Below are 26,328 nucleotides of genomic sequence, written 5' to 3'. Positions count from 1 at the left end.
TCAGCATAGCAACTTGCTCGCTACGGCGCTGGTGCAGTGCAATTCCTACACAGTGACGCATTTCGGCATGTTCCATTGCGCCACACCCACGGCGCGGTGCGCGTATAGCCCCGGCATTATTCCTGCTTCCTTGCCGGAAATGGATACCGCATGGACCACTGGAAACCAGCTCCGGCTGCTGGAAAACGGGGATGAGTACTTCCCGCGCCTGATCGCGGCCATCGGGGCTGCGCGTCGCAGCGTGCTGCTGGAAACGTTCATCCTGTTCGAGGACGACGTGGGGGCGGCGCTGGCCGATGCGCTGGTCGCGGCGGCGCGCCGGGGTGTGGAGGTGGGCCTGACGGTCGATGGCTTTGGCACGGCCGACCTGTCGCCCGGCTACATGACGCGGCTGATGGAAGCCGGGGTCGCGGTACGGCTGTTCTCGCCGGGCCGCCGGATACTGGGCCAGCGCACCAACCTGTTTCGCCGGCTGCATCGCAAGCTTGTGGCCATCGACGGAGAACTGGCGTTCGTGGGGGGCATCAACCTGTCCGTCGAGCACCTAGTCGCCGACAGTCCCACAGCCAAGCAGGACTATGCCGTGGAGGTACGCGGGCCGGCGGCACGCGTGATCGACACGTTCATGCGCGAGGCCGTCGACGCCAACGCCGCACGCCATCCACGCAACGCACGCAAGCCGCGCGGCAACCCGTTACCGGCGCCTGATGTGGATGGCTGCGTGCCGGGCGCCGTGATGTTCGTCACGCGCGACAACCAGACGCACCGCAACGACATCGAACGGCATTACCTGAAGGCGATCCGCGCGGCCCGACGCGAGATCATCATTGCGAACGCCTACTTCCTGCCGGGCTACCGGCTGCTGCAGGCGATCTGTGGTGCGGCCCGGCACGGCGTCGATGTGTGCGTGGTGCTGCAAGGCCGGCCCGACATGCTGTGGGTCAAGCGCACGGTCGACATCCTGTATGCGCACCTGGCCGATTCGGGCGTGCGCATCTTCGAGTATTACGAGCGGCCCAACCATAGCAAGGTGGCCGTGATCGACGACGACTGGGCCACCGTCGGGTCCAGCAACCTCGATCCGCTCAGCCTGTCGCTGAATCTGGAAGCCAATCTCGTGATCCGCGACGCAGCGTTCGTGGCGTCGCTCAAGCAGAACCTGCGCGACCTGATGTCGCGGCGCTGCACGGAAGTGGTAGGCGGACAGAGCGCGCACGGCGCGTGGTGGCACGGCATTGCCGCGCCCGTGATCTTTCACTTCCTGCGCAAGTTTCCGGCGTGGGCCGGCTGGCTGCCGGCGCATACGCCCAGGATCGTGTCACCACAGGTTGCACCTGGTGGCAATCCGCCGGAGCGCCCACTTGCCGTCCACAGCGCACCGGTCCGCCGCGCACGACAGGACAGTCCATGACAACCGCAGCCAACCTGCGCCGCAATCTCCAGCGCAATATCCGATGGCCGGTGGTCAAGCGCATCGCCGGGCTGGTGTTCGTGGTGCTGGTGGCCTACCTGATCTACCGCAGCCTGAGCGGGGTCGACTGGGCGCAGGTGCTGCAGGCACTGAAGCGCTACGACGCCGCCACGCTGCTGCCGGTGCTGGGGCTGGCCTGCGTCAGCTTCTGTCTGCATGCATCGTTCGACATCCTGGGGCGGCGCTACACCGGGCACCATCTGTCCACGCCACGCGTGATGCTGATCGCCTTCATCGCCTACGTCTTCAACCTGAATGTGGGGGCCATGGTCGGCGGGCTGGGCATGCGGCTGCGGCTGTATTCGCGCGCCAATGTCAGCGGATCGCAGGTGGCCGGCATCTATACGATCGCCATCATCACCAACTGGACTGGCTACATGATGCTGGCCGGCGGGGTGCTGACGGCGATGCCGCCGATGCTGCCCGCCGACTGGGGCATCACGCCCTGGATGCTGCGCGGGCTCGGTGTGCTGATGCTGGCAGGCGGTCTGCTCTACTGGCTGGCATGCGCCAGGGCCAAGACGCGCAGCGTGCGGTTCGGGCGGCATGTGTTCCGCCTGCCCGGCTTCCGCTTTGCGCTGCTGCAGAGCTTGCTGTCGATGACCAACTGGATCGTGCTGGCCTGCATCATCGATTTACTGCTGCCAAAGGAAGTACGCCTGGCGCAGGCGCTGACGGCGCTGCTGGTGGGTGCCGTGGCCGGAGCGCTGGCGCATATCCCGGCCGGCATCGGCGTGCTGGAAAGCGTGTTCGTGGTACTGCTGCGGCCCGTGGCGCCCGAACACGTGGTGGTGGCCGCGTTAATCGCCTATCGCGCGCTCTACTACCTGCTGCCGATGGCCATTGCGACGTCGGCCTACGCTTGGATGGAACTGCGCGGAACGCGGCGGCAAAGGCGGGCGTTGGCAGAGCGGGCGCCGCCCGCATCGTAGCGGCGGCCCCGCCCTTGCCTGTCGAGATCAGGCGGCGACCTTCAAGTGCGTCAGCTTGGCCTCGGCATCGCGCAGTGCGGTGCGCAGGCCCTCTTCCACCACCGGGTGGTAGAACGGCATGGCCAGCATCTGCGTGATGGTCAGTTTCTGCTGATAAGCCCAGGCCAGCAGGTGCGCGATGTTCTCGGCGCGCGGCCCGATCCACTCGGCGCCCAGGAAGCGGCCCGTGGCGCGGTCGGCGTACACGTGCATCAGACCCCGGTTCTTCAGCATCACGCGGCTACGTCCCTGGTCTTCGAAGCTGACCTCGCCGGTGACAAAGCTGCCCTGCGTCAGGTCTGCGAAGCGCTTGCCGACCATCGCGATCTGCGGATCGGAGAACACCACGGCAATCGGTGCACGGCGCTCGAGCGGGATCAGGTTCGGCCAGCGTGCGGCGTTCTCGCCGGCAATCCGGCCTTCGTCGGCAGCCTCGTGCAGCAGCGGCAGCACGTTATTGGCATCGCCAGCGATGAAGACGGGCGCGTCGCCACATTGCAGCGTGACCGGATCGAACACGGGCACGCCACGCGCGTCGAGCGTCAGCGCGGTGTTGTCCAGCGCCAGGTTGTCCACGTTCGGGCGACGGCCCGTGGCAGCCAGCACATACGCAAAGCGTTCGGTCACCGACTTGCCGTCCGCGTCCTGGAACGTGATCCACGCCTCGTCGCCCTCGCGGCGCATGCCGGTGACGTTGGCATCGGGCAGCAGCGAGAATTCGGCGTTGAACGTCTTGGCCGCATAGGTACGGATCTCTGGATCGGACAGCGGACCAACGCCGCCACCTACGCCAAATACACGGACGCGCACGCCAAGCCGCGACAGCGCCTGGCCCAGTTCCAGGCCGATCACGCCGGGGCCGAACACGGCCACGCTTGCCGGCAAGTCATCCCACGAGAACACATCGTCGTTGATGATCAGGCGATCGCCGAACACGGCAAACGACGGCGGCACGGCCGGACGCGAACCGGTGGCGATCACCACGCGGCTGGCACGCACGATGGTGTCGTCGCCCACCTGCAGGACCGTGTTGTCGATGAATTGCGCATAACCGCGCAGACGATCGGCTTCGGGAATGCTCTCCACGCCGCGCACCACGAAGCCGACAAAGCGGTCACGCTCGCTGCGCACACGCTGCATTACCTCGCGGCCTTCGATCCGGACCGGGCCATCGACGTGCACGCCGAACGCGGTGGTGTGGCGCGCTTCGTGGGCGGCCTCGGCGGCGGCGATCAGCAGCTTCGACGGCATGCAACCCACCCGCGCACACGTGGTGCCATAGGCGCCGCCTTCGATGATCACGGCGCGTTTGCCGGCGGCGATGGCCGCACGATAGGCGGCCAGCCCCGCGGTGCCTGCGCCAATCACTGCCACATCGGTCTGAATCGTTTTCATAGCGTTTCCTGTTCGGGTTCTGCGTACTTCGCGTATTTCGGATGTTTCAATCGGCGGATGGGATGGCACCTGGCTTGCCGTGACGCGGGCAAGGCGGTGCCATCGGGTCCGGCGACTGCCGGCCCGCGCCGCCGGTGTTGGCGGTGGAGTGCGGGGGAAAAGGTGCCCAGGACACCGGTTGGGGGAACCGGGCCCGGGCGGGGGAGGATCAGGCGGCCAGGTACTGTTCCAGCGCGGCGGCGCCACCAATCAACTTGCCGTTGATGAACACCTGCGGCGCGGTCATCTCGCCGGACATGGCGCCCAGGACCTTGCCGCGGATCTTGTTGTCCAGCGGCACGTCGATGTACTCGAAGCCCTTGTCGTCCAGCAGTTGCTTGGCCTTGGCGCAGTGCGAGCAACCAACCTTCGAGAACACCACCACCTGGTCCGGACGCTTGGCGTTCGGGGCGATGTAGTTCAGCATCGTGTCGGCGTCGGACACCTTGAACGGGTCGCCCGGCTCTTCCGGCTCGATGAACATCTTGTCCACCACGCCGTCCTTGACCAGCATCGAATAGCGCCAGCTACGCTTGCCGAAGCCCAGGTCGGCCTTGTCCACCAGCATGCCCATGCCGTCGGTGAACTCGCCGTTGCCGTCGGGGATCATCACGATGTTCTCGGATTCCTGGTCCTTGGCCCATTCGTTCATCACGAAGGTGTCGTTGACCGACACACAGATGATGGTGTCCACGCCGGCGGCACGGAAGGCCGGTGCCAGCTCGTTGTAGCGCGGCAGGTGGGTCGACGAACACGTCGGGGTGAAGGCGCCCGGCAGCGAGAACAGTGCAACGGTCTTGCCGTTGAAGATGTCGGCCGTGCTCACGTCCTTCCATTCATTGTGTTCACGCACGCGGAAAGTGACGTTGGGTACGCGTTGGCCTTCACGGGATTGCAGCATTTGATATCACTCCTTGGGTTGGTCTTGCGCCACACACCGTGTGTCGTGGCGATGGAGTGCATTCTCCCGGTCCGAATGTGATCAGTAAAATTCATTGTTTCAACCTGACCCATTGAAGATTTCTATTATCAAACGTAGTAATTCGATTGAATCCTTCTATCGCGAGCGTTTCGCCTGCTTTCGCTCAAACATCGGCGTGGCTATCATGCGGGGCACACAAAAACGAAGGGACAACATCGCATGACACGCCTGCCCGTCCGACTGCCCGCAGCCACCCTGCTGGCCGCCGCACTGATCGCCATCGGCACCCTGAGCGCCACCAGCGCCAACGCCGCCTCCATCGCCAAGGCCGAGCTTGACCAGCTTGTAGTCAGCACCACGGCCGCGCCGCCGGCCAGCTTCAACGCGTTCCTGGACAGTGCCGTCAAGGCCGACCCAAAGCTGGCCGGCGCCGTGCGCGCCTACCGCGCCAAGCGGCCGCTCAAGGGTGATGACCTGACCAACATCGGCCGGCTGCTGGGCGTCTACAACCGCGTGCACAACCACCAGGCGGTGCTGGACAGCATCACCGAGATGGTGGCGCTGCGCACCGTGCGCGACGACAAGGTGCCGCAGCACGAAAATCCGGCCATCGTCGAATTCGGCAAGCTCGTGGAGCGCATGGCAAAGGATTTCGGCCTGCAGTTCCGCAACGTCGACAACCGGGTGTTCGAGGTGACGCTGCCGGGCCAGGGCAAGGAGACCTTCGGCATCCTCACGCACGCCGACGTGGTGCCCGTGGTGGCCGACGAATGGGTGCTCGACGACGGCACGAAGCTCGACCCGTTCAAGGTCACGCGGGTGGGCGACTATCTCTACGGCCGCGGCACCATCGACGACAAGGGATCGATTGCCGCCGCGCTGTACGCGATGAAGACGGTGCGTGAAAGCGGCGTGCCGCTGGCGCGCACGATTCGGCTGATGATCGAGACCACCGAGGAAACCGGTGGCGACGGCATGAAGTACTACCGCGACAAGACCGCCCTGCCCGAGTACAACATCGTGCTCGACAGCAAGTACCCGGCCGTGGTGGCCGAAAAAGGCTCGGGCGCGCTGACGGTGCGCTTTCCGGACCAGCCCGCCGATGGCAAGCAGCCTGCCATCGTGGCGATGGCGGGCGCGGCCTCGGCCAACGCGATTCCGCAGACCGCCACGGCCCGCATTACCGGCGGCGATCTGAACGCCGTGGCCACCACGCTGGAGCAGGCACGCGCCGGCTTCATCGCGCAGCACGCCGCGCAGGGCAAGTTCTCGATCGATATTGCGCGCACTGGCGATGCCATCGACGTGAAGGTCACTGGTTCGTCGGCACATGGCTCGCGCCCCGAGGAAGGCGTGAACCCCGTGCCACGGCTGGCGATGTTCCTGCAGGCGTCGGGCGTGACGTTCGCCGACAACCAGTACGCACGGGCCACGCGCTACCTGACGGACCTGTACGGCACCGGCTACCTTGGCGAAAAGCTCGACGTGGGATATCGGGACGACTTCATGGGACCGCTGACGGCCTCGCCGACGCTGATCCGCGAGCGCAACGGCAAGCTCGAAGTCACGGCCAACGTGCGCATGCCGCGTGGATCCACGCCCGATGCGCTGCGCGCCCGGATTGCCGAGCGCATCCAGCAATGGGCCGGCAGCACGCACACCACGCTGGAGATCCAGCATGAGCAGGGCGACTGGATGGCCCGCGATCCAAAGGGCGCCTGGCTGTCCACGCTGCTAAACATCTATGGCGACACCACGGGCCTGGAAGCCAAACCCGTACCGACGGCTGGCAGCACCACCGCCAAGCTGATGCCCAACGCCATCAACTTCGGCCCCGCCATGCCCGGCAAGAAGTACACCGCGCACAACGCCAAGGAGTACAAGGAAGTGGCCGACCTGAACCTCGACATGCAGATGTTCACGGAGATGCTGGTGCGCGTGGGCAACCTGCAGAAGATGCAGTAAGCGCGGTAAGCAGGAAGCCCTCGGCGGCAGGCGGCATGGACGGCTCAGCCTCCATGCCGCCGCCGAGGGTCAGAATCCCAGGTCGCTCAGGCTCGGATGATCGTCCGGCCGGCGGCCCAGCGGCCAGTGGTACTTGCGATCCGCCTCACGGATCGGGGCATCGTTGATGCACGCAAAGCGGCGCTGCATCAGGCCGTTCTCGTCGAATTCCCAGTTCTCGTTGCCATACGACCGGTACCAGTTGCCCGAGTCGTCATGCCACTCGTACGCAAATCGCACCGCGATGCGATTGCCATCGTGCGCCCACAGCTCCTTGATCAGCCGGTAGTCGAGCTCCTTTTGCCACTTGCGCGTCAGGAACGCCACGATCTGGTCGCGTCCGTTCACAAATTCGGCACGATTGCGCCAGGCGCTGTCGACCGTATAGGCCAGCGCCACACGGTTCGGATCCCGCGAATTCCAGCCGTCTTCGGCGGCACGCACCTTGGCGGCGGCGGTTTCGGCGGTGAACGGGGGCAGCGGCGGGCGAACTTCGGGTTGACTCGACATCGGCAATCTCCTTTGCATGGAAAAGGTGGGTACGACGGATTGGGTACAGCGGGAAGATCAGAAGTAGACAGATCTGTCTCATAGTGTTGGATAGACAGATCTGTATGTCAAGCGGGAAATCGTCTGGCGCGACGCAATGCCACACGTCCCGGCGCGTCAGATGCGCTGGCGGTCAAACCCGGATTCGCGCGCCAGGACGATAGCTTGCGAGCGATTCTCGACTTCGAGTTTCGAGAAGATGCTGGTGATGTGGTTTCGCACGGTTTTCTCGCACAGTCCCAGATGGGCGGCGATCTGCGCGTTGTCGCGCCCCTGCGCGATCAGCACCACGATGTCTCGCTCGCGCCGCGTCAGCGTGCCGAACGCGGGGTCGGCCGACGGCGCCGGCGCGGGCAGGAACGCGCGTACCTCGTCGATCCAGCGGTCCCAGGCCGGCTCGGTTTCCAGCAGCAGGTGGTTGCCGCTGTCCAGTGGCACGAAGCGCGCATTGGGAATAATGCTGGCGATCAACCGGCCTTCGTCGAACGGCACGCGCGCGTCGCGCACCGCGTGCAGGACCAGGGTGGGACAAGTCACCAGGGGCAGCAGGTCCACCACGTCGATCTCGTTGAAGATACGCATGAAGCGCGCCGCATTGCCCGGCGACGTGGACACCCGCTCCAGCTCGTTGAACCAGCGGTGTTGTTCCGCCGTGCCACCAGGGATGAACTGCGTGGTGAAGAACTGCCGGAACGCCGGGTTCTCCTGCCCCCAGCCGATTTCCGCGAGCCGGATCATCAGGTCGGCTTCCTCTCGCATCTCGGGGCCCTGGTTGCGCTTGAGCCGGCCGCGCGCATAGCCGCCATGCAGGATCAGATGGCTGACACGTTCGGGATGCGCCACCGCGTAGGCCACGGCAATCGACGCGCCCTGCGAGATGCCGAGCAGCGCAAAGCTCTCCACGCCCATGGCGTCGACGATGGTTTCCAGGTCGCGCAGCCAGGCGATGAACGAGAGGTCCTCGATGTGACGATCGGACAGCCCGCATCCACGTTCGTCGTACCGGATCAGTGTGTGCTGCTCGGACAGCGCACACAGCATGTGGCTCCAGACCGGGCTGCCCACGTCGAACTCGAGGTGGCTCATCCAGTTGGCGGCCTTCACCAGGGGCGGACCGCTACCCGTGATCGCGTACGCAAGGCGTACGCGGTCCGGGCTGGTGCATAGGCGAATCTGCTGCTTTAGCATCGGCATGGGCGGGTCGCGCGCGGGGCAGGTTACGAGCGGGCCGGTGCGCCGCCGTGCAACGTCTGGCAATGGCTCACCGCGTCCGGTCGTGCCGGGCGACTCACCTATCTTAGACAACGATCCCCAGCGCGCCGACATCAACACCGCCTGCCGGCCGCGCAAAGTGCGGAAGGCAAGACGCGGGGCATATGCGGCGCGCCGGATGATGTACACCACTGGGGTGTCTCGCGGCGGGGCTTGGAAGGAAGCCGGCCGCACGGCGTGCACCGTGCGGCCGGTGGAGCGCTCGGCGAGCGTCAGCTCGCGCGCATCGCGCAGTCGCCCTGCGCACCTACACTGCGCGCGCCGTCGGTGTACGCGTCGCGCGGACCCATTCGATTGCCGCCATCGCTGAACGCATCGCGCAGGCCCATACGGGCACCGTCGGTATAGGAATCGAAGGTGCCGCGCATGCACGAGGACTTGCTTACGTGCTGCGTCGAGCCATTCGACGGGACAAACACTTCGCTCCACGCGGCGTGGGCGGTCTGGGCGATGCCAATGGTCAATGCGGAAACAGCAACCAGGGTCTTTGCAACGTTCGTATACATCTCGACTACTCCAACTTGAAACTCCATCAGAAGAAAAACACGGACGGCGATGGCCGAGCCGTGGAGTCATTGTGGAAAACGAAACGAGAACGCGTACGAGACAAGGGTCCCGGTTTTGGGAGCGAGAGCGGAAAACCGGGCCCGATGCATGGGACTTTGGTCCTGTGCAGGCAAAACGACCGGGCCGGATGCGCGCGGCGGCGTCCGGAGATGACCGGCTGGCGCGGCCAACCGGTATGGCTAGCGTAGTGGCTGGCGTAAACCCTCGCCAAGGACGCATGTCCCGCTTCCCGGTGACGAATCCGATGAAAACGATTCCAGTCGGGACACCAGTCTCACGCGCGATGCTCGTCGATGGGCCGAGTATCCTGCCACGTCCTCCGTGGGACGTTTTCACGTATCAAGGAGTTTCGCAATGCAAGCTGTATCCCTTTCCGCAGACACACAACGCTACGCCCGCTGCATCGCCGCTTCACGCCGCATCCGCTGGGACATCGACCAGGACGTGATTCGCGGCCGTAATTTCGACCTTTCGCACAAGTTCATGCCCGACGGCCTGTCCCTGGTCGACGAGCTGCCCTTCCTGAGCGCATCGGAGCAGCGCTTTCTGAGCCAGGTGCAAGGCCGTACCTACGCCAACATGTTCGGGCTGGTGGAACGCTTTGTCAGCGCCAAGGTGCTGGAGTTGACCGGGCAACACGCACTGGGCGACCAGGTCGCACTGGAAGCGCTGATCCGGTTTTCCGACGAGGAACTGAAGCACCAGGAACTGTTTCGCCGTATCGAACGGCTGGCGGCACAGGACATGCCCGCCGGCTATCGCTTCGATGCCCAACCCAACGACGTGGCCGCCTTTGTGCTGGGCAAGCGCTCATGGGCCGTGCTGGCGGTGATCTGTCAACTCGAACTGTTCTCGCAGGCCCACTACCGGGCCAGCATCGGCACGGCGTCAGACCTGTCCGACCTGTTCAAGGACGTGTTCCTGTTCCACTGGCGCGAGGAATCGCAGCACGCCATCCTGGACGAGCTGGAATGGATCCGCGAGAACGAGCGGGTCAGCGATGCCGAGCGTGATGCTGCGATCGAAGACATGCTGGCCATCGTTGGCGGCTTCGACGCCATCATCCAGGCCCAGGCGCACGCCGACGCGGCCTACTTCATGCGCGTGATCCGTGGCACGGCGGATGCTCCCCGTGCGCCGGAGGTAGAGGCGGTGGTACTCAAGGCGTATCGCTGGACGTACATCGTGTCCGGCATGTTCGAACCGCGCTTCTGCAAGCTGCTTGAGGCCATGACCACCGAAGCGCAGCGCGCGCGCATCGCCGAAGGCGCGGCGCCGCTGATGTACGCGGTGCCGGCCGGCGGCGCGCCGGAGCCGGCAATGGCCGCCTGACTGGCGGCACGCAGGCCGGCTTCACCCGGGAGACTTGCTCGGGGGATTTACTCCGGGGTGATCCCGGCCTGCTTCACCACTGCAGCCCAGCGAACCATTTCCTTGCGCAGCATCGCATCGGCCTGGGTCGGGCTCATGGTCAGCGGTTCAAAGCCTTCCTTGATCAGCCGCGCCTTCAGTTCGGGCTGGGCCAGCGCTGCGTTGAGCGTCTGGTTCAGCTTCGCCAGCACGTCCTTGGGCGTACCGGCCGGGGCACTGACGATGAACCACGTTTCGAAGCGGTAGTTGGGTAGGCCGGCCTCGGCCATCGTGGGCACGTCAGGCATCAGCGGCGAGCGCTTGGGGCCAGTCACGGCCAGCGCGCGCAGCTTGCCGCCCTGCACCTGGGGCAACGCCGCCGACAGCACCGGGAAACTCATCTGCACCTGGCCGGCAATCGTATCGACCAGCGCCGGGCCACCGCCCTTGTACGGCACGTGCAGGATATCGACGCCCGCCTCGGTCTTGAACAGTTCGGCGGCCATGTGGAACGTGCTGCCGGAACCAGCCGAGCCAAAGCTCAGCTTGCCCGGCTGCGCCTTGGCCGACGCCACCAGCGCCTTGACGTCCTTGGCCGGCAGCGTGTTGCTGACCACCAGCACATGCTGCGACGTACCCATGGTGCCCACCGAGGCGAAGTCCCTGGCCGTATCGAAGGGCAGCTTGGCGAACAGTGCGGGGTTGACGGCCAGCGCCACGTTGTTGATGGCCAGCGTGTAGCCGTCGGGTTTCGACTTGGCCAACTGGTCCATGCCGATGTTGCCCGAGGCGCCGGCGCGGTTGTCGGCTACCACCGGCTGGCCCAGTTGCTTGCCCCAGGCTTCGGTGATCAGTCGGCCAGCAATATCGACGCTGCCGCCCGGTGCGAACGGCACGATCAGGCGGATCGGGCGATTGGGAAAGGCGTCGGCGGCGACGGATGGAAAGGCGGCAAGCGTGGCCGTCATCGCCGCAATGGCAATGCCCGCACGCTTCGCCAGGCTGGCGAAGGGGATACCCATGGTCTGTCTCCTGGTTGGCGCCGGGTTCTGTCCCGGTCGAATACCTGAATCACCGTTCCCGGCGTCGATTCATCGAATCATCGATTCATCGATACCGGTTCAGGCGCAGGCAGTGTAACCATGAAACAAAGCGCATGGATGTCCCGTTCAGCACGACATTGATGCCCTCAACTCACGAATGATTCGCGGCGCGCGCCGTCACACCATCGCATGTTCAAGCGCGGCCAGGTAGTGATGGATCTGCGCCACCACGGCCGCGCCCTCGCCCACCGCAGCCGCCACGCGCTTGGTTGAGCCGGACCGCACGTCGCCAATCGCAAACACGCCGGGCACGCTGGTTTCCAGCGTGTAGTCGGCGCGCTCCGTGCAGGAATGGTGGGCGTCGTAGCCGGTCAGGATAAAGCCCTTGTTGTCGGTTTCGACGTTGCAGGACCGCAGCCACTCGGTATTGGGCGCCGCGCCGATGAACAGGAACACATGGCGCATCGGCACCGCCACGCACTCGGGGCCCGACGCCTGCTCCTTGTAGCGCACAGTGGACAGCCAGCCCTCGCCTTCCATCGCCGTAATCTGCGAACGGGTATGCAGGTGCACGTTCGGCAGGCTCTTGAGTCGATCGATCAGGTAGCGCGACATGGTGGCCTCCAGCCCTTCGCCGCGCACCAGGATGTGCACTTCCGCCGCGTGCGATGCCAGGTACACCGCAGCTTGCCCCGCCGAATTGCCGCCGCCCACCAGCATGGCGTGTTCGTCCTTGCACAGCTTGGCTTCCACCGGCGACGCCCAGTAGTAGACGCCGCGCCCTTCGTACTGATCCAGCGCCTCGATGTCCGCGCGGCGGTACTGCGCGCCACTGGCCACTACCACGGTGCGCGTGGGAATGCGCCGCCCGTCGACCAGTTCCAGTTCGATCGGATTCTCGCCACAATGCAGCGCCTTGACTTCGAGCGGGATCGCCACGTGCGCGCCGAACTTCAGCGCCTGCACGAACGCGCGCCCCGCCAGCGCCTGCCCTGAAATGCCGGTCGGAAAGCCCAGATAGTTCTCGATGCGCGCGCTGGCGCCGGCCTGTCCGCCCGGCGACCGACAATCGATCACGGCCACGGACAGCCCTTCCGATGCCGCATAGACAGCGGTGGCCAGCCCGGCCGGGCCGGCGCCAACCACGATCACGTCGTAGACGTGGTCCTGAGCGAACTCGGGCACCAGCCCCAGGCAACTGGCGAGCTGGCCTTCGTCCGGCGCGCGCAGGATGCTGCCGTCGGGGCAGATCACCATCGGAAAGTCGCTCTGCGGGGCCTTGCTGATATCGACCAGGCAGGTGGAATCGGTGTCGGTCTCGATGTCGATCACGCGATGCGGATGCCCATTGCGGCGCAGGAATGCCTGCAGCGCAAGCAGCAGCGGCTCGGTGCCCTTGCCCACCAGCACCGGCCCGCCGCCCTGCTCGATCAGCCCCACCCGGCGCAGGATCAGCGCGCGCATGATCCGTTCGCCCAGGTCGGCTTCGGCCACCAGCAGCGCACGCAGGCTCGGCGGCGGAATCACCAGGATCGTGCAATCCTCAAGCACCACGGCGTCCACCAGCGCCGGCTTGCCGGTCAGCTGGCCCACCTCGGCCAGGAACTGGCCCGGGCCCTCCTCGGTGATCGCGGTGCGGTGGCCCAGCCCGTCGCGGCGGTCGATGCGCACCCGGCCCGTCAGCACGACATGCATGCCGCGACCGGTATCGCCCACCTGGAACACCAACTCGCCCGCCTTCCACGTACGCACCTCGCCGAACCGCATGATGCGTTGCACCTCGGCATGGGTCAGTGTGGGAAACATCTGGTGGCGGCGCGTTTCCAGGTTGGAAAACGGCGCGTCGAGTTCGGCCTGCGGCGGCGCGGCCCGCGTGGCATCGCTGTCAGGATTGGCGTCGAGTTCCGACGTCGCCTGGGTCATCTCCATGCTTTCCCCCGTTCCTGTGAGGTGGCCGGCGGCTGCCGGCGCGTGGTGCATCGATCGAAGACTGTCTGGCCAGCTTGCCGGCCGCGTTGCAAACGATAGTAATCCCGCCAGCGCTGAAACACATCCGGAGATTGCCAAGGGCCGCCCGTGCACCAGCATTGCGCAGGATCATGAGCGCCCAGTCGGGCTGCGAGTATGGTTGCGCACGCTACGACACTGGCATGCCACTTTCATGACTATGAAAAATCCGACTGATCTCCAGAGCTTTAAATCATGGTGAGAATATTAAGCGCTGGCTACACTGTGCCTCGCGCCTCCAGGACGCAATCTCCGTCGCCGGCCCACGAGGCTGCTGGCGGAAGACCAGACAGCCCCCAGCAAGGAGACTAGATGTACCGCGATCGCATTCGCCTGGCCGCTCTCCAGGACAGGATCATGTCGGCCGACGAAGCCGCGCGCCTGATTCAGGACGGCATGACCGTCGGCATGAGCGGGTTCACGCGTGCCGGCGACTGCAAGGCCGTCCCCGTGGCCCTGGCACGCCGCGCCGCCACTGACCCGCTGCAGATCACGCTGATCACCGGTGCCTCGCTGGGGCACGACACCGACCGCATCCTGGCCGAAAGCCATGTGCTGGCGCGCCGCATGCCGTTCCAGTCCGACGCCACGCTGCGCCGCAAGATCAACGACGGCGAAGTGATGTTCATCGACCAGCATCTGGGCGAGACCGCCGAGCAGTTGCGCAGCGGCCAGATCGGCCCGGTCGATGTCGCGGTGATCGAGGCCGCCGCCATTACCGAGACCGGCGCCATCGTGCCCACCACATCGGTTGGCAACTCCGCCAGTTTCGTGAAGCTCGCCAGAAAGGTGATCGTCGAGCTGAACCTGAACATGCCGGTCGGCCTGGAAGGGCTGCACGACATCGCCTTTCCCGTGCAGCGGCCGTACCGCCAGCCGATTCCGCTGATTGCCGTGGAGCAGCGCATCGGCCTGCCCTACATCCCGGTGGATCCGTCGCGCATCGCGGCCATCGTCATCACGCAACGAGACGACAGCCCGTCCAACGCGCTGCCGCCCGATGCCGAGACCAACCAGATTGCCGGCCACCTGAATGCGCTGCTGGAACGCGAGGTACGCGCCGGACGCCTGACGCCGTCGCTGCAGCCATTGCAAGCCGGCATCGGCACCATCGCCAACGCCGTGCTGCACGGGCTGGCCGATTCGTCGTTCCACGACCTGACGATGTATTCCGAGGTGCTGCAGGACAGCACGATCGCACTGATCGACGCCGGCAAGATGCGCTTTGCCTCGGCGGCGTCGATGACGCTGTCGGCCCCGGTGTACCGCCGCGTGCTCGATGACATCGAGCACTACAAGCGCAAGCTCGTGCTGCGTCCGCAGGAGATCAGCAACCACCCGGAGATCCTGCGCCGGCTGGGCCTGATCACCATCAACACGGCGCTGGAATGCGACATCTACGGCAACGTCAATTCCACGCACGTGGGCGGCACGCACATGATGAACGGCATCGGCGGCTCGGGTGACTTTGCGCGCAACGCCTACCTGTCGGTCTTCGTGACCAAGGCGGTGGCCAAGGACGGCAAGATCTCGAGCATCGTCCCGATGGTGACGCACGTCGACAACAGCGAGCATGACGTCGACATCCTGGTCACCGAGCACGGCCTGGCCGACCTGCGCGGCCTGGCGCCACGCGAGCGGGCCCTGCAGGTCATCAACAACTGCGCCGACCCTGCCTACCGCGACGGCCTGCTGGACTACTACCGCCGGGCCTGCCTGCGCGGCGGCCAGACCCCGCACGTGCTGGAAGAAGCGTTTGCGTGGCACACGCACTACCGCGAACACGGCACGATGCGGACAGACATCGGCAAACCCGCCAACGAACCGCTGGCGGCCTGAGTCGGTTTTACCCAGCGCTTTTCATCAGGATCCGGGGCATTCGTTCCGGGTCCGCTCCTTTCCCGCCCCCTGCTGTTCCTCTCCTTGCCAGCCCCGCAACAACACGGTCGCGCCGACCTCATGGCCGTTAATTGCACTTAAGGCGTATTTTCCCGCGGTTTCAGAAGGTTTTTGCTGTGGCGGCGGCCATCGGCGTGTCGCGGCAGAACATGCGCAAGCTCATGACCAGCTATCCTTCCTTTCCGTTGCCCGTGCACGAAGGGGCAGCTTCGGTGTGGCATCTTGCGGACGTGCTGCGCTGGCTGGCCCGGCGCGGCAACTATGACGTGGACCCCGCGCTGATCGACGTGGCCGACGTGACCATGCAGGTGAACCTGGCGCGCAGCGCCGGCAGGCTGACGCCGGCGTTCCGGCAAGAGGTGGAGGCCCTGGTCGCGTAACCGGCCACTCGGGTCGCGCCCCCCTTTTTACTGGACGAGAAGTGGCCTATCCTCTCCACACGTTCATGACATTGACTACCGGACGGGCGACGGCGCCCTGACCAAGACCAACATGGAAAAGACTGCATTCGTATTCGCTGGCGGCGGCAGTTTGGGCGCCATTGAAGTCGGCATGCTGCGCGAGCTGGTGAACTGGGGCGTCTCGGCGGACCTGGTGATCGGCGCTTCGGCAGGCGCCATCAATAGTGCTTACTTCGCCTGCAACCCGCATATCGAGGGCACGACGAAACTGGAAGGGCTTTGGCGCAGCATTACCCGATCCGAGGTGCTGCCGTGGTCGTGGCGCAGCATGCTCGGGATGATCATGGGCAATCGCGGGCACCTGGTGGAGTCGATGGCGCTGAAGCGGCTGCTGAAGCGCCATTTTGGCGAGGCCCGGGTGGAGGATGCGGCGTTGCCGCTGCACGTGGTGGCCACGGACATGCACACCGGTGCGGAAGTCGTGCTGTCGTCGGGCAATATCGTCAAGGCCGTGCTGGCCAGCGCGGCGATTCCCGGCGTCTTTCCGCCTGTGGAGATCGACGGCAGGAAGCTGATCGACGGCGGCGTGGCCAACAATACGCCGGTTTCCACCGCCATCGCGCTGGGCGCCACGCGCATCATCGTGCTGCCGGCGGGCTTTGCCTGTGCCGAGCGCCGCCCGCCCAAGGGGGCTATCGAGCACGCTTTCAATGCGCTGTCCCTGCTGGTGGCGCGGCAATTGGTGCACGACCTGGAGCGCTGGGGCGACCGCGCCCACATCGCCGTGGTGCCGCCGCTGTGCCCGCTCGATGTCTCGCCGTACGACTACAGCCGATGCGGCGAGCTGATCGACCGCGCGGCGGCAGCCACGCTAGCCTGGCTGCGTGCCGACGGCCTGTCGAGCCGACGCGTACCGGGGGCGCTGGAACCTCACGAGCACGATTCCGAGAATCCAAGCTGCAGTGCCGATATTGGCATGCCGGCAGCGGGCGCCGGCCATACCCACAGCCACTCCCACGCGGCGCACGACCACTCGACGCATGGCGGCGTCCACTGAAACCGGTCTGGCGTTGCCCGGTCCGCGCGACTGGGTGCAGCGCGATGCTTCCGCGCAGCGCATGGAACGGATCGAGGCGTTCTTCGGCGGCCATGGCTACGACATGCATCGCCATGACACCTACGCCATTGGCCATACGCTGGCTGGGGTGCAGAGTTTTGCCTATCGGCGCGGCACCACGCACAGCACGCCGGGCGGTACCATCGTGCTGCATCCCGACGAGCCGCACGACGGCCATGCCGGCACGGACGCCGGATTCCACTACCGGATGCTCTACATCGAGCCTGCGCTGATCCAGCGTGTGCTGGGCGGCAAGCCGCTGCCGTTCGTGGCAGGTGGGCGATCCAGCGACCCGCGGCTGTTTGCCGCCTCGGGCACCCTGCTGCGCGCGATGGATTACACCCTGGACCCGCTGGAGGAAGACGACGCCATCTTCGAACTGGCGCATGCACTGGCTGCCGCCGCCGGGGCGCCGCGCGGCCGGCAGGCGGTGGACTATCGCGCCGCCGAGATCGCGCGCACCTACCTGCTCGACAATCTGGAACGTACCGTGACGCTCGACGAGCTGGAGCAGGCCAGCGGCCGCGACCGGTGGAGCCTGTCGCGCGACTTCCGGGTGCTGTACGGGACCAGTCCTCATCGCTACCTGGTGATGCGCCGGTTGGAAACGGTGCGGCGCCTGGTGGCCGCCGGCCAGTCGCTGGCCGATGCGTCCGCCTGGGCTGGATTTACGGATCAGAGCCACATGACCCGACACTTCACGCGCGCCTTTGGCCATCCTCCCGGCCGCTGGCTGCGCGCGCTGCGCGGCCCCGCCGGCTGAGCCTGCACGAACGTACAAGATTGGCGGCCGGTAGGCGCGCAGACTTGGCTACCTTGATCCCTGAATTTGAAGGAACCGCCATGTCTACCACCCCCACCACGGCTCCCAACGCCGTCTCCAGCTATCACTCCATCAACTTCGCGGAAAAACTGAGCCGGTTCTCCGACCATTGGCAGCCGCGCGTGATCGCCGAGATGAACGACTACCAGTTCAAGATCGTGAAGATCGAGGGCGATTTCATCTGGCATCGGCATGCCGACACCGACGAGACGTTCATCGTGCTGGAAGGCCAGTTGCGGATCGACTTCCGCGACGGCCATGTCATGGTCAACGCCGGCGAGATGTACGTCGTGCCCAAGGGCGTCGAGCACAAGCCGATGGCGCAGGCCGAAGTCCGCATGCTGCTGATCGAACCGCGTGGCGTGGTGAATACCGGCGAAGAAGGTGGCGAGCGGACAGCCCAAAACGATCTCTGGATCTAACGCCCGCCTGTTGGGCTCGCACCAACGGTTGCCGTTGTGACTGTTGGTCAGAGCAAGCCTTCCACGCGCGATTCCGCGCTCAAATGTGACGATGTACCCGCGCCGTGAGCCGATTCTCCGGTGGCATGTTCCCTGCAATCAGACTGGCCAAGCGCGGCGCCGCGCCAGACCCTGATCACGGAGCGTATTGCTCCATCCCGGAGAACTGCCATGTTGATTCCGCCTCAGTTGCGGCCGGGCGTCGTCGCGCCGCCTCGCACAAGTCATGCCCGCGTCATCCGCTATCGCATTCGCAATGTCATCCTGCTGCTGCGCGTGCTGCTGCTCTGCTTTCATGCCGGGGCTCATGCCGAAAAAGCACTGCCGGCCCCGCCCGCACAACGCCCGGCATCGAATTTCCTGGAAGCAGTGGCCGTCGACTACGCCAACAGCCAACTGTTTCACGCCGTCGAGGGCATTGCTCCGGAGCGCGAGCCGCGCGCCGTGCGCCCCGAACCCACGCCGATGCCACAAGCCCCGGCATCCGCCGCAGCCATCGTCACGCCACCGGCAGGGAACGTGCGCCGCGTCAATGCGCAGTGAGTGCCTGCTGAGGCTGGCTGCCCGGCGCTTCGGCGGCGTGCAGACTTTACCTGCAGCCTCGCAACGCTTGCACGGCGTCTGACGGCCCCGATCCCCGCAATCCCAGTCCACACAAGCACTGGCGGCTACGGTATGGAATTTGCGCGACTTCTGGAATGGCCATCCGCATGCGTGCCTGTCGGCCGCATTGCGCATGGCGGATTCGTAACCTTCAGGAGCGCAAGATGGGTGACTACCATAGCGAGCGTTATCGCCGGGATACCTGGCGAACCGACGGAAATCGACGAACTGAAGGCCGGAGCGACGACGATCTGGGCGATCCCTGGGACGACACGCGCGGCCAACGCTGGGAAAGCGAGGACTGGCAGCCGGAAACGTCCGGCGACAGTTGGGACGAGGCGCGCCGGCGCCAGCGGCTGACGCCGGGCCAGCTCAGCGAGGGCGGCCCGGCCCCGTCCGGCTATCGCGGACAGCAGCAAGGCAGCGACCTGCGTTACGGGCTGAACGGCGGCTACGGCGATTCGCCGGATGCCGATGAAGACTGGCGTACGCGCGAGCAATACAAGAGCCGCCAATATGCTAACGAGTACGGCGACTATGGCGACCTTGGTGACTCGCGCCGCCGTGGCAACCAGGGCATGCAGCGCCGCCAGGGCGAGTTTGGCGACTACGGCAACCGTGGCGGCCAGCAGGGCGGCTTCGGTAACGCCGACCAGGCGTGGCTGCGCGAGGCCGAGCGCCGCTCGCCCTATCGAGGGCAATCCGGCAGTCGAGGCAGTGGCCACAGCGCCTATTTCAACGATCTGCGCAGCGATACCCGCTACTGGACCGAGCCACGAAACGAATGGGGCCAGACCGGGGGCGAACGCCAGCCTGGATACTACGCGCAGCGCTACGGGCGCGACTACCTCGGTTCGCGCGGCTATGACGAGGAACTGGGCTACACCTCCGATCGTGCGGAACGCCGCTGGTCGTCCGGAGACGCCGGCATGTGGCGCGACGACGACCGCCGCCGCGACGACGACGATGACCACGGCATGCTGTACAACCTCGGCCATCGCATCGGCCAGGTCGTCAGCGAGTGGTTCGGTCCCGACGAGGGTGAACGTCGCACCGGTCCGCGCGGCTACACGCGCACCGACGAACGCATCCGTGACGAGATCTGCGAACGGCTGACCTTTGCCTCGGGCATCGACGTGCGCGAAGTCTCGGTAGACGTGGACAAGGGCAAGGTCACGCTGGGTGGCACCGTGCACTCACGCGGCCAGAAGTACGATATCGAGGACCTGGCCGACAACACCTTCGGCGTGACCGAGGTGGAGAACAATATCCGCGTGCAACGGCAGGACGCCGATAGCACTGTGACCGGCGCAGGCACGGGCGGCTCCAACAGCTGGTAATCCGACACCGCCCTCCCCGACAAACAGGCGCCCGCGCGAGAGCACGGGCGCCTTTGTTTTGCCCGCCAGTCAGGCGATCAGGCGGCCAGCCGGAACACGCTCACCGCCTGTTCCATGCGCTCGGCCTGCTCCTGCAGTGCGCGCGCGGCGGCGGCCGCTTCTTCCACCAGCGCGGCATTCTGCTGGGTCACCTCGTCCATCTGCGTCACCGCCTGGTTCACCTGGGCGATGCCGCCGCTCTGTTCGTGCGAGGCACGGCTGATCTCGTCCATCATGACCGTCACGCGCTGCACCGCCGACACTACCTCGTTCATCGTAGTGGCCGTGTCGATGGCCAAGGCCGTGCCATTCGCCACGCGGCCCGCCGATTGCGAGATCAGCGCGCGGATTTCCTTGGCCGAATTGGCCGCGCGCTGGGCCAGCGTGCGCACCTCGCCTGCCACGACCGCAAACCCTCGGCCAGCTTCGCCGGCGCGCGCGGCTTCCACGGCCGCGTTCAGCGCCAGGATATTGGTCTGGAACGCGATGGCGTCGATCACGGCGATGATGTCGACGATGCGACGCGAGTCGGCCTCGATCTCGCTCATGGTCTCGCGCATGCGCCCCACCGATTCGCCGCCCGCCACGGCAATGCCGGCAGCCTCGGCGGCCAGCGTGCTGGCCTGGCTGGCGTTGCCGGCGTTCTGCTGCACGATCGATGTCAGTTCCTCCATGCTGGCCGCCGTCTGCTCCAGCGACGACGCCTGCGACTCCGTACGCTGCGACAGGTCGGCATTGCCTTGCGCGATCTGCCCGGCCGCCACCAGCACGTTCTGCGCGCTGTCGCGCGTATCGCCGATGATGCCGCGCCATGCCTCCACCAGCGTCATCAGGTGGCGCTTGACGTCGCTGAGTTCGTCACGACCGCGCGCCTCGATGCGCACGGCAAGGTCGCCGCCATTGATGCGCTCCACCAGGTGCGCCACGTCGCGCACGTCGTCGCGCATGCCCCGGCTGAAGCCCGCGAACAGATAGAGCGCGCCGCCCACCGTCAACACGGCAACGGCTACCAGCACGGCCAGCTTGCGCTGCTCGGCGGCGACGCGCTGCGCCAGCATGATGTCGGTCAGCGTTGCAAATTCGCGGCTCACGGCCGATACGGCCTCGATGGCCGCCGTGCCTTCGGCAAAGTACGCCTTGGCATCGATCGTGATGCCGGCCGAGCCGAGCATGCTGACCTTGAGCGTGCGATAGAAATTGTCCACGGCGGCCAGTTGCTTCATCGTGGCGCTCACCCGGTCCTTGTACTCCGGCGCGGCGCGCTCCACGCGTGCCATGTCGCGGCGCACCGTTTCCAGTCCGTCCTGGATCTGGTCGGCCAGCGCGGCCAGGTCTGCCTGCTGCGCGGCGTCGGAATAGCCGCCCTGCGCGATGATGCCGGCGCCCCGGCCCCGTGCCAGCGCGCTGACCTCGGCCAGCTTGGGCATCGGCGTCACCATCAGGTTGATCAGGTAGTAAGACCCGGCCTCCGGGTCGAGCGCCAGCGACGAGCGATCGGCCACATCGCCAACAAACAGCCGCGTCTGCTTGACCAGCGCCGTATGACGCTCGAACAGCGGCGTCGCGGGCGTGTCCAGGCCGAGCTTGCGGATCTGCTGCCACGCCTCGTCGAGCTTCTTCGCATCGGACACCACATTGAACGAGGTCACGGCGCCGGCTTCGCCCAGCAAGGCCGCAAGGTGCTGGGCGGCCTTGCCATCGGCGCCATCGAAGGTCGGCTTGAAGCTGGCGTTGCCCAGCAGCACGCCATTGGCAGCCCCTCGGCGCACCTGCGTTTCACGCATGAAGTCCAGCGCAACACCAACCAGCTTCAGCCCGCGCAATTCGTCCTGCGTGCCGCGCATCGATTGCACCGACTGGTTCAGCACCGCGAACAGCGCGCCGCACAGCGGGATCAGAAAGAGCACGGTCAACAAGGCCAGCTTGCGCGTGATGGTCAGGCGGGCCATCAACCGGGTAGCGGGTGTCAGAAATGCGGTCACGTCGATCCTTGTCATCGAGGGATTCATGCCCGCTGTAACGGCGCCAATTCGTTGAAATAAAGCCGTTTTTCCCGCTATTTCCGATCATTTTTGATGCCGCACAAACGCAGTGCAGATCACGCACAACGCCAGTGCCGGACGCCCAAAAAAAGCGCGGCCGGATCGCACGTTTCATGCGATCCGGCCGCGCGTTGGTGCGCGAAAAGCTCGCGTCTTACGCGGTGGCGCCGCCGTCGAGACCGATGGTCTGGCCCGAGATATAGCGGCCCGCCGGCGAAGCCAGCAGCACGGCCAGGCCGGCTACGTCGCTGGCCTCGGCGATGCGGCGCATCGGAATGCCGGCGGACAGCGCCTTCTCGCGCTCGGGGTCGCCCCACAGCGCGTCACGCGAGAAGTCCGTACGTACCGGGCCCGGGTTGATGCTGTTCACGTTGATGTTGTACTGGCCCAGCGTTTGCGCCAGGTTGCGCATCGCCAGATCGGTGGCGCCCTTCGAGATGCTATACAGCGCCAGCATGGCCGAGCCGCGTCGCGCGGCAATGCTCGACATGAAGATGATGGACCCGTCGCGGCGCTCGATCATCTGCGGCGCCAGCGCGTTGACCAGCACCAGGTTGCCGCGCACGTTGCCGGCCATCACCTCGTCGAACTGCTCCGGCCCCTGGTCGAGCATCGATCCCACGGCCGTGCTGCCGGCGGCGTTCAGCACCAGCGCGTCGACGCGCCCGAACTTCGCGAGTACCTGCTTTGCAAACTCGCGCACGCTGTCGATGCTGACGATGTCGCAGGCAATGCCGGTGGCGTCGATGCCCTGCTCGCGCAGGCCAGCCGCCACTTTCTCGGACACCGCTGCGTCGCGACCCGACACCACTACACGGGCGCCGGCCTGACCCAGGCCGCGCGCCATCTCCAGGCCCATGCCCTTGGTGGAGCCGGTAACGACCGCGACACGGCCAGACATATCGAACAGTTTGAACATGGCAGGTTCTCCTTTGGATGAGAAAGAGGTTTCAACACAACGTTGCAACAGACGATGCCGGGCAGCCATTTGAATGATGATCGACATCTATTGAATAAAGTATGTTCATCATCTAAACTGCGGTCAAGCTGAATTTTCAGAAATACGAGGAACGGAGATCGACATGGCACGCGCTTCACGGGCAGTCGCGGATCAGCATAGGACAGCCATCGAGGAAGCGTCGGCGCGACTGTTCCGCCAGCACGGGCTGCATGGGGTAACGGTGGCCCAGGTCATGGCCAGCGCCGGGCTCACCCATGGCGGCTTCTACAACCATTTCGCGTCGAAGGACGAGTTGGTAGCCATTGGCTGCGCACGTGCGTTCTCCGATGCCGCCGTCCGGTGGGAACAAAAGATCACACAGCATGGCGATGACCGGCATGCCGCGCGCCGCCAACTGATGGAGCACTACCTGAGCGAGGCCCATCGCGATGCGCCGGAAAATGGCTGCCCGGCCTCGGCCCTGGCTGGCGATGTTGCGCGGGAACCCGCCGGCAAACCCGTGCGCCAGGCGTACCTCGATGGGATCGGGCAACTACTGACCGCCTGGAAGCCGCTTGCCCTGCCAGAAGACGACGATGCCGATGCCGGCACCACGCATCGCACGGCGTTGGTGGAACTGGCCACGCTGGTCGGCGCCATCTTGCTCGCGCGCGCCACGGCGGGCGATGCGATTTCCGATGACATCCTCGCCGCGGCCCGCGTCTGGCTGCTCGAAACCGAATCCCATGCCGTACCGGCGGCCTGACCGCCACACCCAGCCCCCGCACCGACCTTTCCAACGGAGCCCCATGTTTTCGCAAGCCCTATCGAACCGGCTCGACCGGCGCGGCATTCACTATGCGTGGATCGTCGCGGCCATCACGTTCAGCGTGATGCTGACCACCTCCGCCGCGCTGGGCCTGCCCGGCGCGTTCCTGAAGCCGCTCACCACCGAAATGGGCTGGAGCACCGACAAGGTGTCGTCGATCCTGGCGTTCCGCTTTGCGCTGTTTGGCCTGATGGCGCCGTTCTCGGCCATCCTGATGGAGCGCTTTGGCGTCCGTAACGTGGTGTGCGCGGCGCTGGCCCTGATTTCCGGCGGCATGGCGCTGGCCACGGTTTCCACCGAGCTCTGGCAGCTCTTCGTGGCCTGGGGCCTGATGCTGGGCGTCGGCTCCGGCCTGACCGCCATGGTGCTGGCCGCGCTGGTGGCCAATCGCTGGTTCACCGCGAGGCGCGGGCTGGTCATCGGCCTGCTGACCGCCAGTTCGGCCACGGGGCAGCTGGCCTTCCTGCCGGTGGCGGCCTGGCTGATCGAACACATGGGCTGGCGCGTGGCCGTGCTGCCGGTGCTGGCCGCTTGCGGCGTGCTGGCCGTGGTGGTGCTGAGCCTGATGCGCAACCGTCCGTCCGATGTCGGACTGGCACCGTTTGGCGAAGTCCCGGGTGCGGCCGCAGCAGCACCCGCCCCCGCCGCCCCGATGTCGTGGTCGGGCCCGTTCCAGGTGCTGCGCGACGCCGCTCGCACGCAGACGTTCTGGATCCTGGCCGGCACGTTCTTTATCTGCGGGCTGTCCACCAACGGCCTGATCCAGACCCATTTCATCTCACTGTGCGCCGACTTCGGCATGTCGGCGGTGCCGGCGGCATCCGCGCTGGCGATGATGGGTGCGTTCGACTTTGTCGGCACCATCATGTCGGGCTGGCTCTCGGACCGCTATGACAGCCGCAAGCTGCTGTTCTGGTACTACGCGCTGCGCGGCCTGTCGCTGTTCTGGCTGCCGCATTCGGAATTCACGCTGTACGGCCTGTCCATCTTCGCCATGTTCTATGGACTGGACTGGATCGCCACCGTACCGCCGACGATCAAGCTGGCCGGCAGCACGTTCGGCCGTGAGCGCGCGCCGATGGTCTTCGGCTGGATCTTCGCGGCTCACCAGATCGGCGCCGCTGCGGCCGCATTCGGTGCCGGCCTGTCGCGCACGCTGTGGCTGACCTACTCGCCAGCACTCTATGTGGCGGGCAGCGCCTGCCTGGTGGCAGCGCTGCTGGCGCTGATGGTCCGGCGCAAGGCGCCGCAGGTGACGCCCCAGCCTGCCCAGGCCTGACCCTGTCTTTTTTGTCCTTCGCGTGGTTCAGCGTTCGTGGCTCGCCGCCACGAACGCATCGATCAATGCGGCGGCCGTGGCGCGCTTGAGCGCCGACTGCCGCACCAGCACGCCGATCTCGCGATACAGCGGCTGACCCGGCATCGGCACTTCCTTCACGTTCGGCGTCTGCCGCAACGGCACCAGCGCCGACGGAATGATCGCGCAGCCCAGCCCCTCGGCCACCATCTGCAGGATCACGGCGGGCTCGTCCAGTTCCATGCCCTCCCGCACCCACAGCCGATGCCGCCTCAGGTACCGATCCACGAGCTGGCCACCGGTCGAATGGCGGTTGTAGCGGATGAACGGCACGGTTTCCAGCAACGTCTTCAGGTTGTCCGGCGCATCGGGTGGCGCCACCGCGACAAAGCGCTCGCGGATCAGCGACACCCATTTCAGCTCCGGCGGAATGCCCAGCCGTGGCTTCACCAGCACAGCGATGTCGAGTTCGCGCGCGTCGACCTGCGTCAGCAACTGGGTCGACATGCCGGGAATGATGTTCACATGGGTCTCGGGATGGACCACCCGGAAACGCTGCATCGCCTGCGGCAACAGGCTCGACTGCACCGTGGACACCGCGCCCAGGTCCAGCGGCGCCATATCGCGCTGCCCCCGGGCGCCTTTCATCGACTCGTAGAGCCCGACCAGCCGCGACGCATCGTCCAGCATCTGGCGGCCTTCGTCGCTCAGCGTCACCGATTTGCCGGAACGGTCGAACAACGTGCAGCCCAGGTCCTCTTCGAGCCTGCGGATCTGCGTGCTGACCGCCGACTGGGTCAGCCCAAGGCGCGCGCCGGCAGCAGAGAACGAGCCGGTTTCGGCGGCCACTAGAAAGGTCTTGAAATAGCGCAGCAAGGCAGGTTTCTAGCATCGAAATCTTCGATGCTCAGTCAAGAAATGATTAGTTTCATATTACGAGTTCTGCT

23 protein-coding genes are annotated in these 26,328 nt (G+C 65.8%); 13 read left to right on the top strand and 10 right to left on the bottom strand.

Annotated features, from left to right (window positions below):
* The first annotated feature begins 139 nt into the window (after positions 1–139).
* On the top strand, positions 140–1,411 hold the full coding sequence (gene clsB / locus MFF62_RS26030; protein WP_238266028.1) for a cardiolipin synthase ClsB: 1,272 nt from the start codon (positions 140–142) through the stop codon (positions 1,409–1,411).
* Positions 1,408–2,403, top strand: a complete 996-nt coding sequence (locus MFF62_RS26025; protein ID WP_238266027.1) for a lysylphosphatidylglycerol synthase domain-containing protein — start codon at positions 1,408–1,410, stop codon at positions 2,401–2,403. The genes clsB and MFF62_RS26025 overlap by 4 nt, the downstream gene beginning before the upstream one ends.
* Positions 2,404–2,430: 27 nt before the next feature.
* Here the strand turns inward: MFF62_RS26025 and MFF62_RS26020 are convergent, their stop codons facing one another.
* Positions 2,431–3,837 (bottom strand): dihydrolipoyl dehydrogenase, encoded by a 1,407-nt coding sequence (locus MFF62_RS26020; protein ID WP_238266026.1) that lies wholly within the window; start codon positions 3,835–3,837, stop codon positions 2,431–2,433.
* Between the two features lie 208 nt (positions 3,838–4,045).
* The gene (locus tag MFF62_RS26015; protein ID WP_238266025.1) at positions 4,046–4,777 is read right to left on the bottom strand and encodes a glutathione peroxidase; all 732 of its coding nucleotides are present in this window, start codon (positions 4,775–4,777) and stop codon (positions 4,046–4,048) included.
* Between the two features lie 240 nt (positions 4,778–5,017).
* Between MFF62_RS26015 and MFF62_RS26010 the strand changes: the two genes are divergently transcribed.
* Positions 5,018–6,763, top strand: coding sequence for a dipeptidase (locus MFF62_RS26010; protein ID WP_238266024.1), 1,746 nt, complete (start codon positions 5,018–5,020; stop codon positions 6,761–6,763).
* Positions 6,764–6,832: 69 nt separating this feature from the next.
* Here the strand turns inward: MFF62_RS26010 and MFF62_RS26005 are convergent, their stop codons facing one another.
* The 3 genes from MFF62_RS26005 to MFF62_RS25995 form a co-directional block, all read right to left on the bottom strand.
* Positions 6,833–7,312 carry a nuclear transport factor 2 family protein gene (locus MFF62_RS26005; protein ID WP_238266023.1) on the bottom strand — a complete coding sequence of 160 codons (480 nt, stop codon included), beginning with the start codon at positions 7,310–7,312 and terminating at the stop codon, positions 6,833–6,835.
* A gap of 156 nt (positions 7,313–7,468) precedes the next feature.
* Positions 7,469–8,545: an alpha/beta fold hydrolase gene (locus MFF62_RS26000; RefSeq protein ID WP_238266022.1), complete on the bottom strand. Its 1,077-nt coding sequence runs from the start codon at positions 8,543–8,545 to the stop codon at positions 7,469–7,471.
* A 290-nt stretch (positions 8,546–8,835) separates the two neighbouring features.
* Positions 8,836–9,129 (bottom strand): hypothetical protein, encoded by a 294-nt coding sequence (locus tag MFF62_RS25995; RefSeq protein ID WP_238266021.1) that lies wholly within the window; start codon positions 9,127–9,129, stop codon positions 8,836–8,838.
* 415 nt (positions 9,130–9,544) lie between these two features.
* On the opposite strand from MFF62_RS25995, the gene MFF62_RS25990 reads away from it, so the two are divergent.
* Positions 9,545–10,522 (top strand): hypothetical protein, encoded by a 978-nt coding sequence (locus tag MFF62_RS25990; RefSeq protein ID WP_238266020.1) that lies wholly within the window; start codon positions 9,545–9,547, stop codon positions 10,520–10,522.
* 47 nt (positions 10,523–10,569) lie between these two features.
* Here the strand turns inward: MFF62_RS25990 and MFF62_RS25985 are convergent, their stop codons facing one another.
* Positions 10,570–11,562 (bottom strand): tripartite tricarboxylate transporter substrate binding protein, encoded by a 993-nt coding sequence (locus MFF62_RS25985; protein ID WP_404990839.1) that lies wholly within the window; start codon positions 11,560–11,562, stop codon positions 10,570–10,572.
* Between the two features lie 198 nt (positions 11,563–11,760).
* A complete protein-coding gene (locus tag MFF62_RS25980; RefSeq protein WP_238266019.1) occupies positions 11,761–13,512 on the bottom strand; it encodes an FAD-dependent oxidoreductase in 1,752 nt (583 codons plus the stop codon).
* A gap of 390 nt (positions 13,513–13,902) precedes the next feature.
* Here MFF62_RS25980 and MFF62_RS25975 point away from each other — a divergent pair, with 390 nt between their 5' ends.
* The 7 genes from MFF62_RS25975 to MFF62_RS25945 all read left to right on the top strand — a co-directional run bounded on the left by MFF62_RS25975 (position 13,903) and on the right by MFF62_RS25945 (position 20,234).
* Complete coding sequence (locus MFF62_RS25975; protein WP_238266018.1) at positions 13,903–15,429, top strand: acetyl-CoA hydrolase/transferase family protein; 1,527 nt, start codon at positions 13,903–13,905, stop codon at positions 15,427–15,429.
* Positions 15,430–15,650: 221 nt separating this feature from the next.
* The gene (locus tag MFF62_RS25970; protein WP_238266017.1) at positions 15,651–15,869 is read left to right on the top strand and encodes a hypothetical protein; all 219 of its coding nucleotides are present in this window, start codon (positions 15,651–15,653) and stop codon (positions 15,867–15,869) included.
* 112 nt (positions 15,870–15,981) lie between these two features.
* Entirely contained in the window at positions 15,982–16,947 is a 966-nt protein-coding gene (locus MFF62_RS25965) for a patatin-like phospholipase family protein (RefSeq protein WP_238266016.1), read from the top strand.
* A complete protein-coding gene (locus MFF62_RS25960; RefSeq protein ID WP_238266015.1) occupies positions 16,931–17,770 on the top strand; it encodes an AraC family transcriptional regulator in 840 nt (279 codons plus the stop codon). The genes MFF62_RS25965 and MFF62_RS25960 overlap by 17 nt, the downstream gene beginning before the upstream one ends.
* Before the next feature lie 80 nt (positions 17,771–17,850).
* Positions 17,851–18,252, top strand: coding sequence for a cupin domain-containing protein (locus MFF62_RS25955; RefSeq protein WP_238266014.1), 402 nt, complete (start codon positions 17,851–17,853; stop codon positions 18,250–18,252).
* Between the two features lie 210 nt (positions 18,253–18,462).
* A complete protein-coding gene (locus MFF62_RS25950; RefSeq protein ID WP_238266013.1) occupies positions 18,463–18,834 on the top strand; it encodes a hypothetical protein in 372 nt (123 codons plus the stop codon).
* A 224-nt stretch (positions 18,835–19,058) separates the two neighbouring features.
* Positions 19,059–20,234, top strand: a complete 1,176-nt coding sequence (locus MFF62_RS25945) for a BON domain-containing protein (RefSeq protein WP_238266012.1) — start codon at positions 19,059–19,061, stop codon at positions 20,232–20,234.
* Positions 20,235–20,311: 77 nt separating this feature from the next.
* Here the strand turns inward: MFF62_RS25945 and MFF62_RS25940 are convergent, their stop codons facing one another.
* Together MFF62_RS25940 and MFF62_RS25935 are read right to left on the bottom strand one after the other, a co-directional pair.
* Complete coding sequence (locus MFF62_RS25940; protein WP_238266011.1) at positions 20,312–22,270, bottom strand: methyl-accepting chemotaxis protein; 1,959 nt, start codon at positions 22,268–22,270, stop codon at positions 20,312–20,314.
* Between the two features lie 199 nt (positions 22,271–22,469).
* On the bottom strand, positions 22,470–23,234 hold the full coding sequence (locus MFF62_RS25935; RefSeq protein WP_238266010.1) for an SDR family NAD(P)-dependent oxidoreductase: 765 nt from the start codon (positions 23,232–23,234) through the stop codon (positions 22,470–22,472).
* A gap of 163 nt (positions 23,235–23,397) precedes the next feature.
* Between MFF62_RS25935 and MFF62_RS25930 the strand changes: the two genes are divergently transcribed.
* Positions 23,398–24,021, top strand: coding sequence for a TetR/AcrR family transcriptional regulator (locus MFF62_RS25930; RefSeq protein ID WP_238266009.1), 624 nt, complete (start codon positions 23,398–23,400; stop codon positions 24,019–24,021).
* A gap of 43 nt (positions 24,022–24,064) precedes the next feature.
* Positions 24,065–25,363, top strand: a complete 1,299-nt coding sequence (locus MFF62_RS25925) for an MFS transporter (RefSeq protein WP_238266008.1) — start codon at positions 24,065–24,067, stop codon at positions 25,361–25,363.
* A gap of 27 nt (positions 25,364–25,390) precedes the next feature.
* Here MFF62_RS25925 and MFF62_RS25920 read toward each other — a convergent pair whose 3' ends face one another.
* Positions 25,391–26,257 carry a LysR family transcriptional regulator gene (locus tag MFF62_RS25920; RefSeq protein ID WP_238266007.1) on the bottom strand — a complete coding sequence of 289 codons (867 nt, stop codon included), beginning with the start codon at positions 26,255–26,257 and terminating at the stop codon, positions 25,391–25,393.
* Between the last annotated feature and the right edge of the window lie 71 nt (positions 26,258–26,328).

The organism is Cupriavidus pauculus, from assembly GCF_022179805.1.
In the GTDB taxonomy this organism is placed as follows: domain Bacteria; phylum Pseudomonadota; class Gammaproteobacteria; order Burkholderiales; family Burkholderiaceae; genus Cupriavidus; species Cupriavidus pauculus_E.
This window is presented reverse-complemented; position numbering and strand designations above follow the sequence as displayed.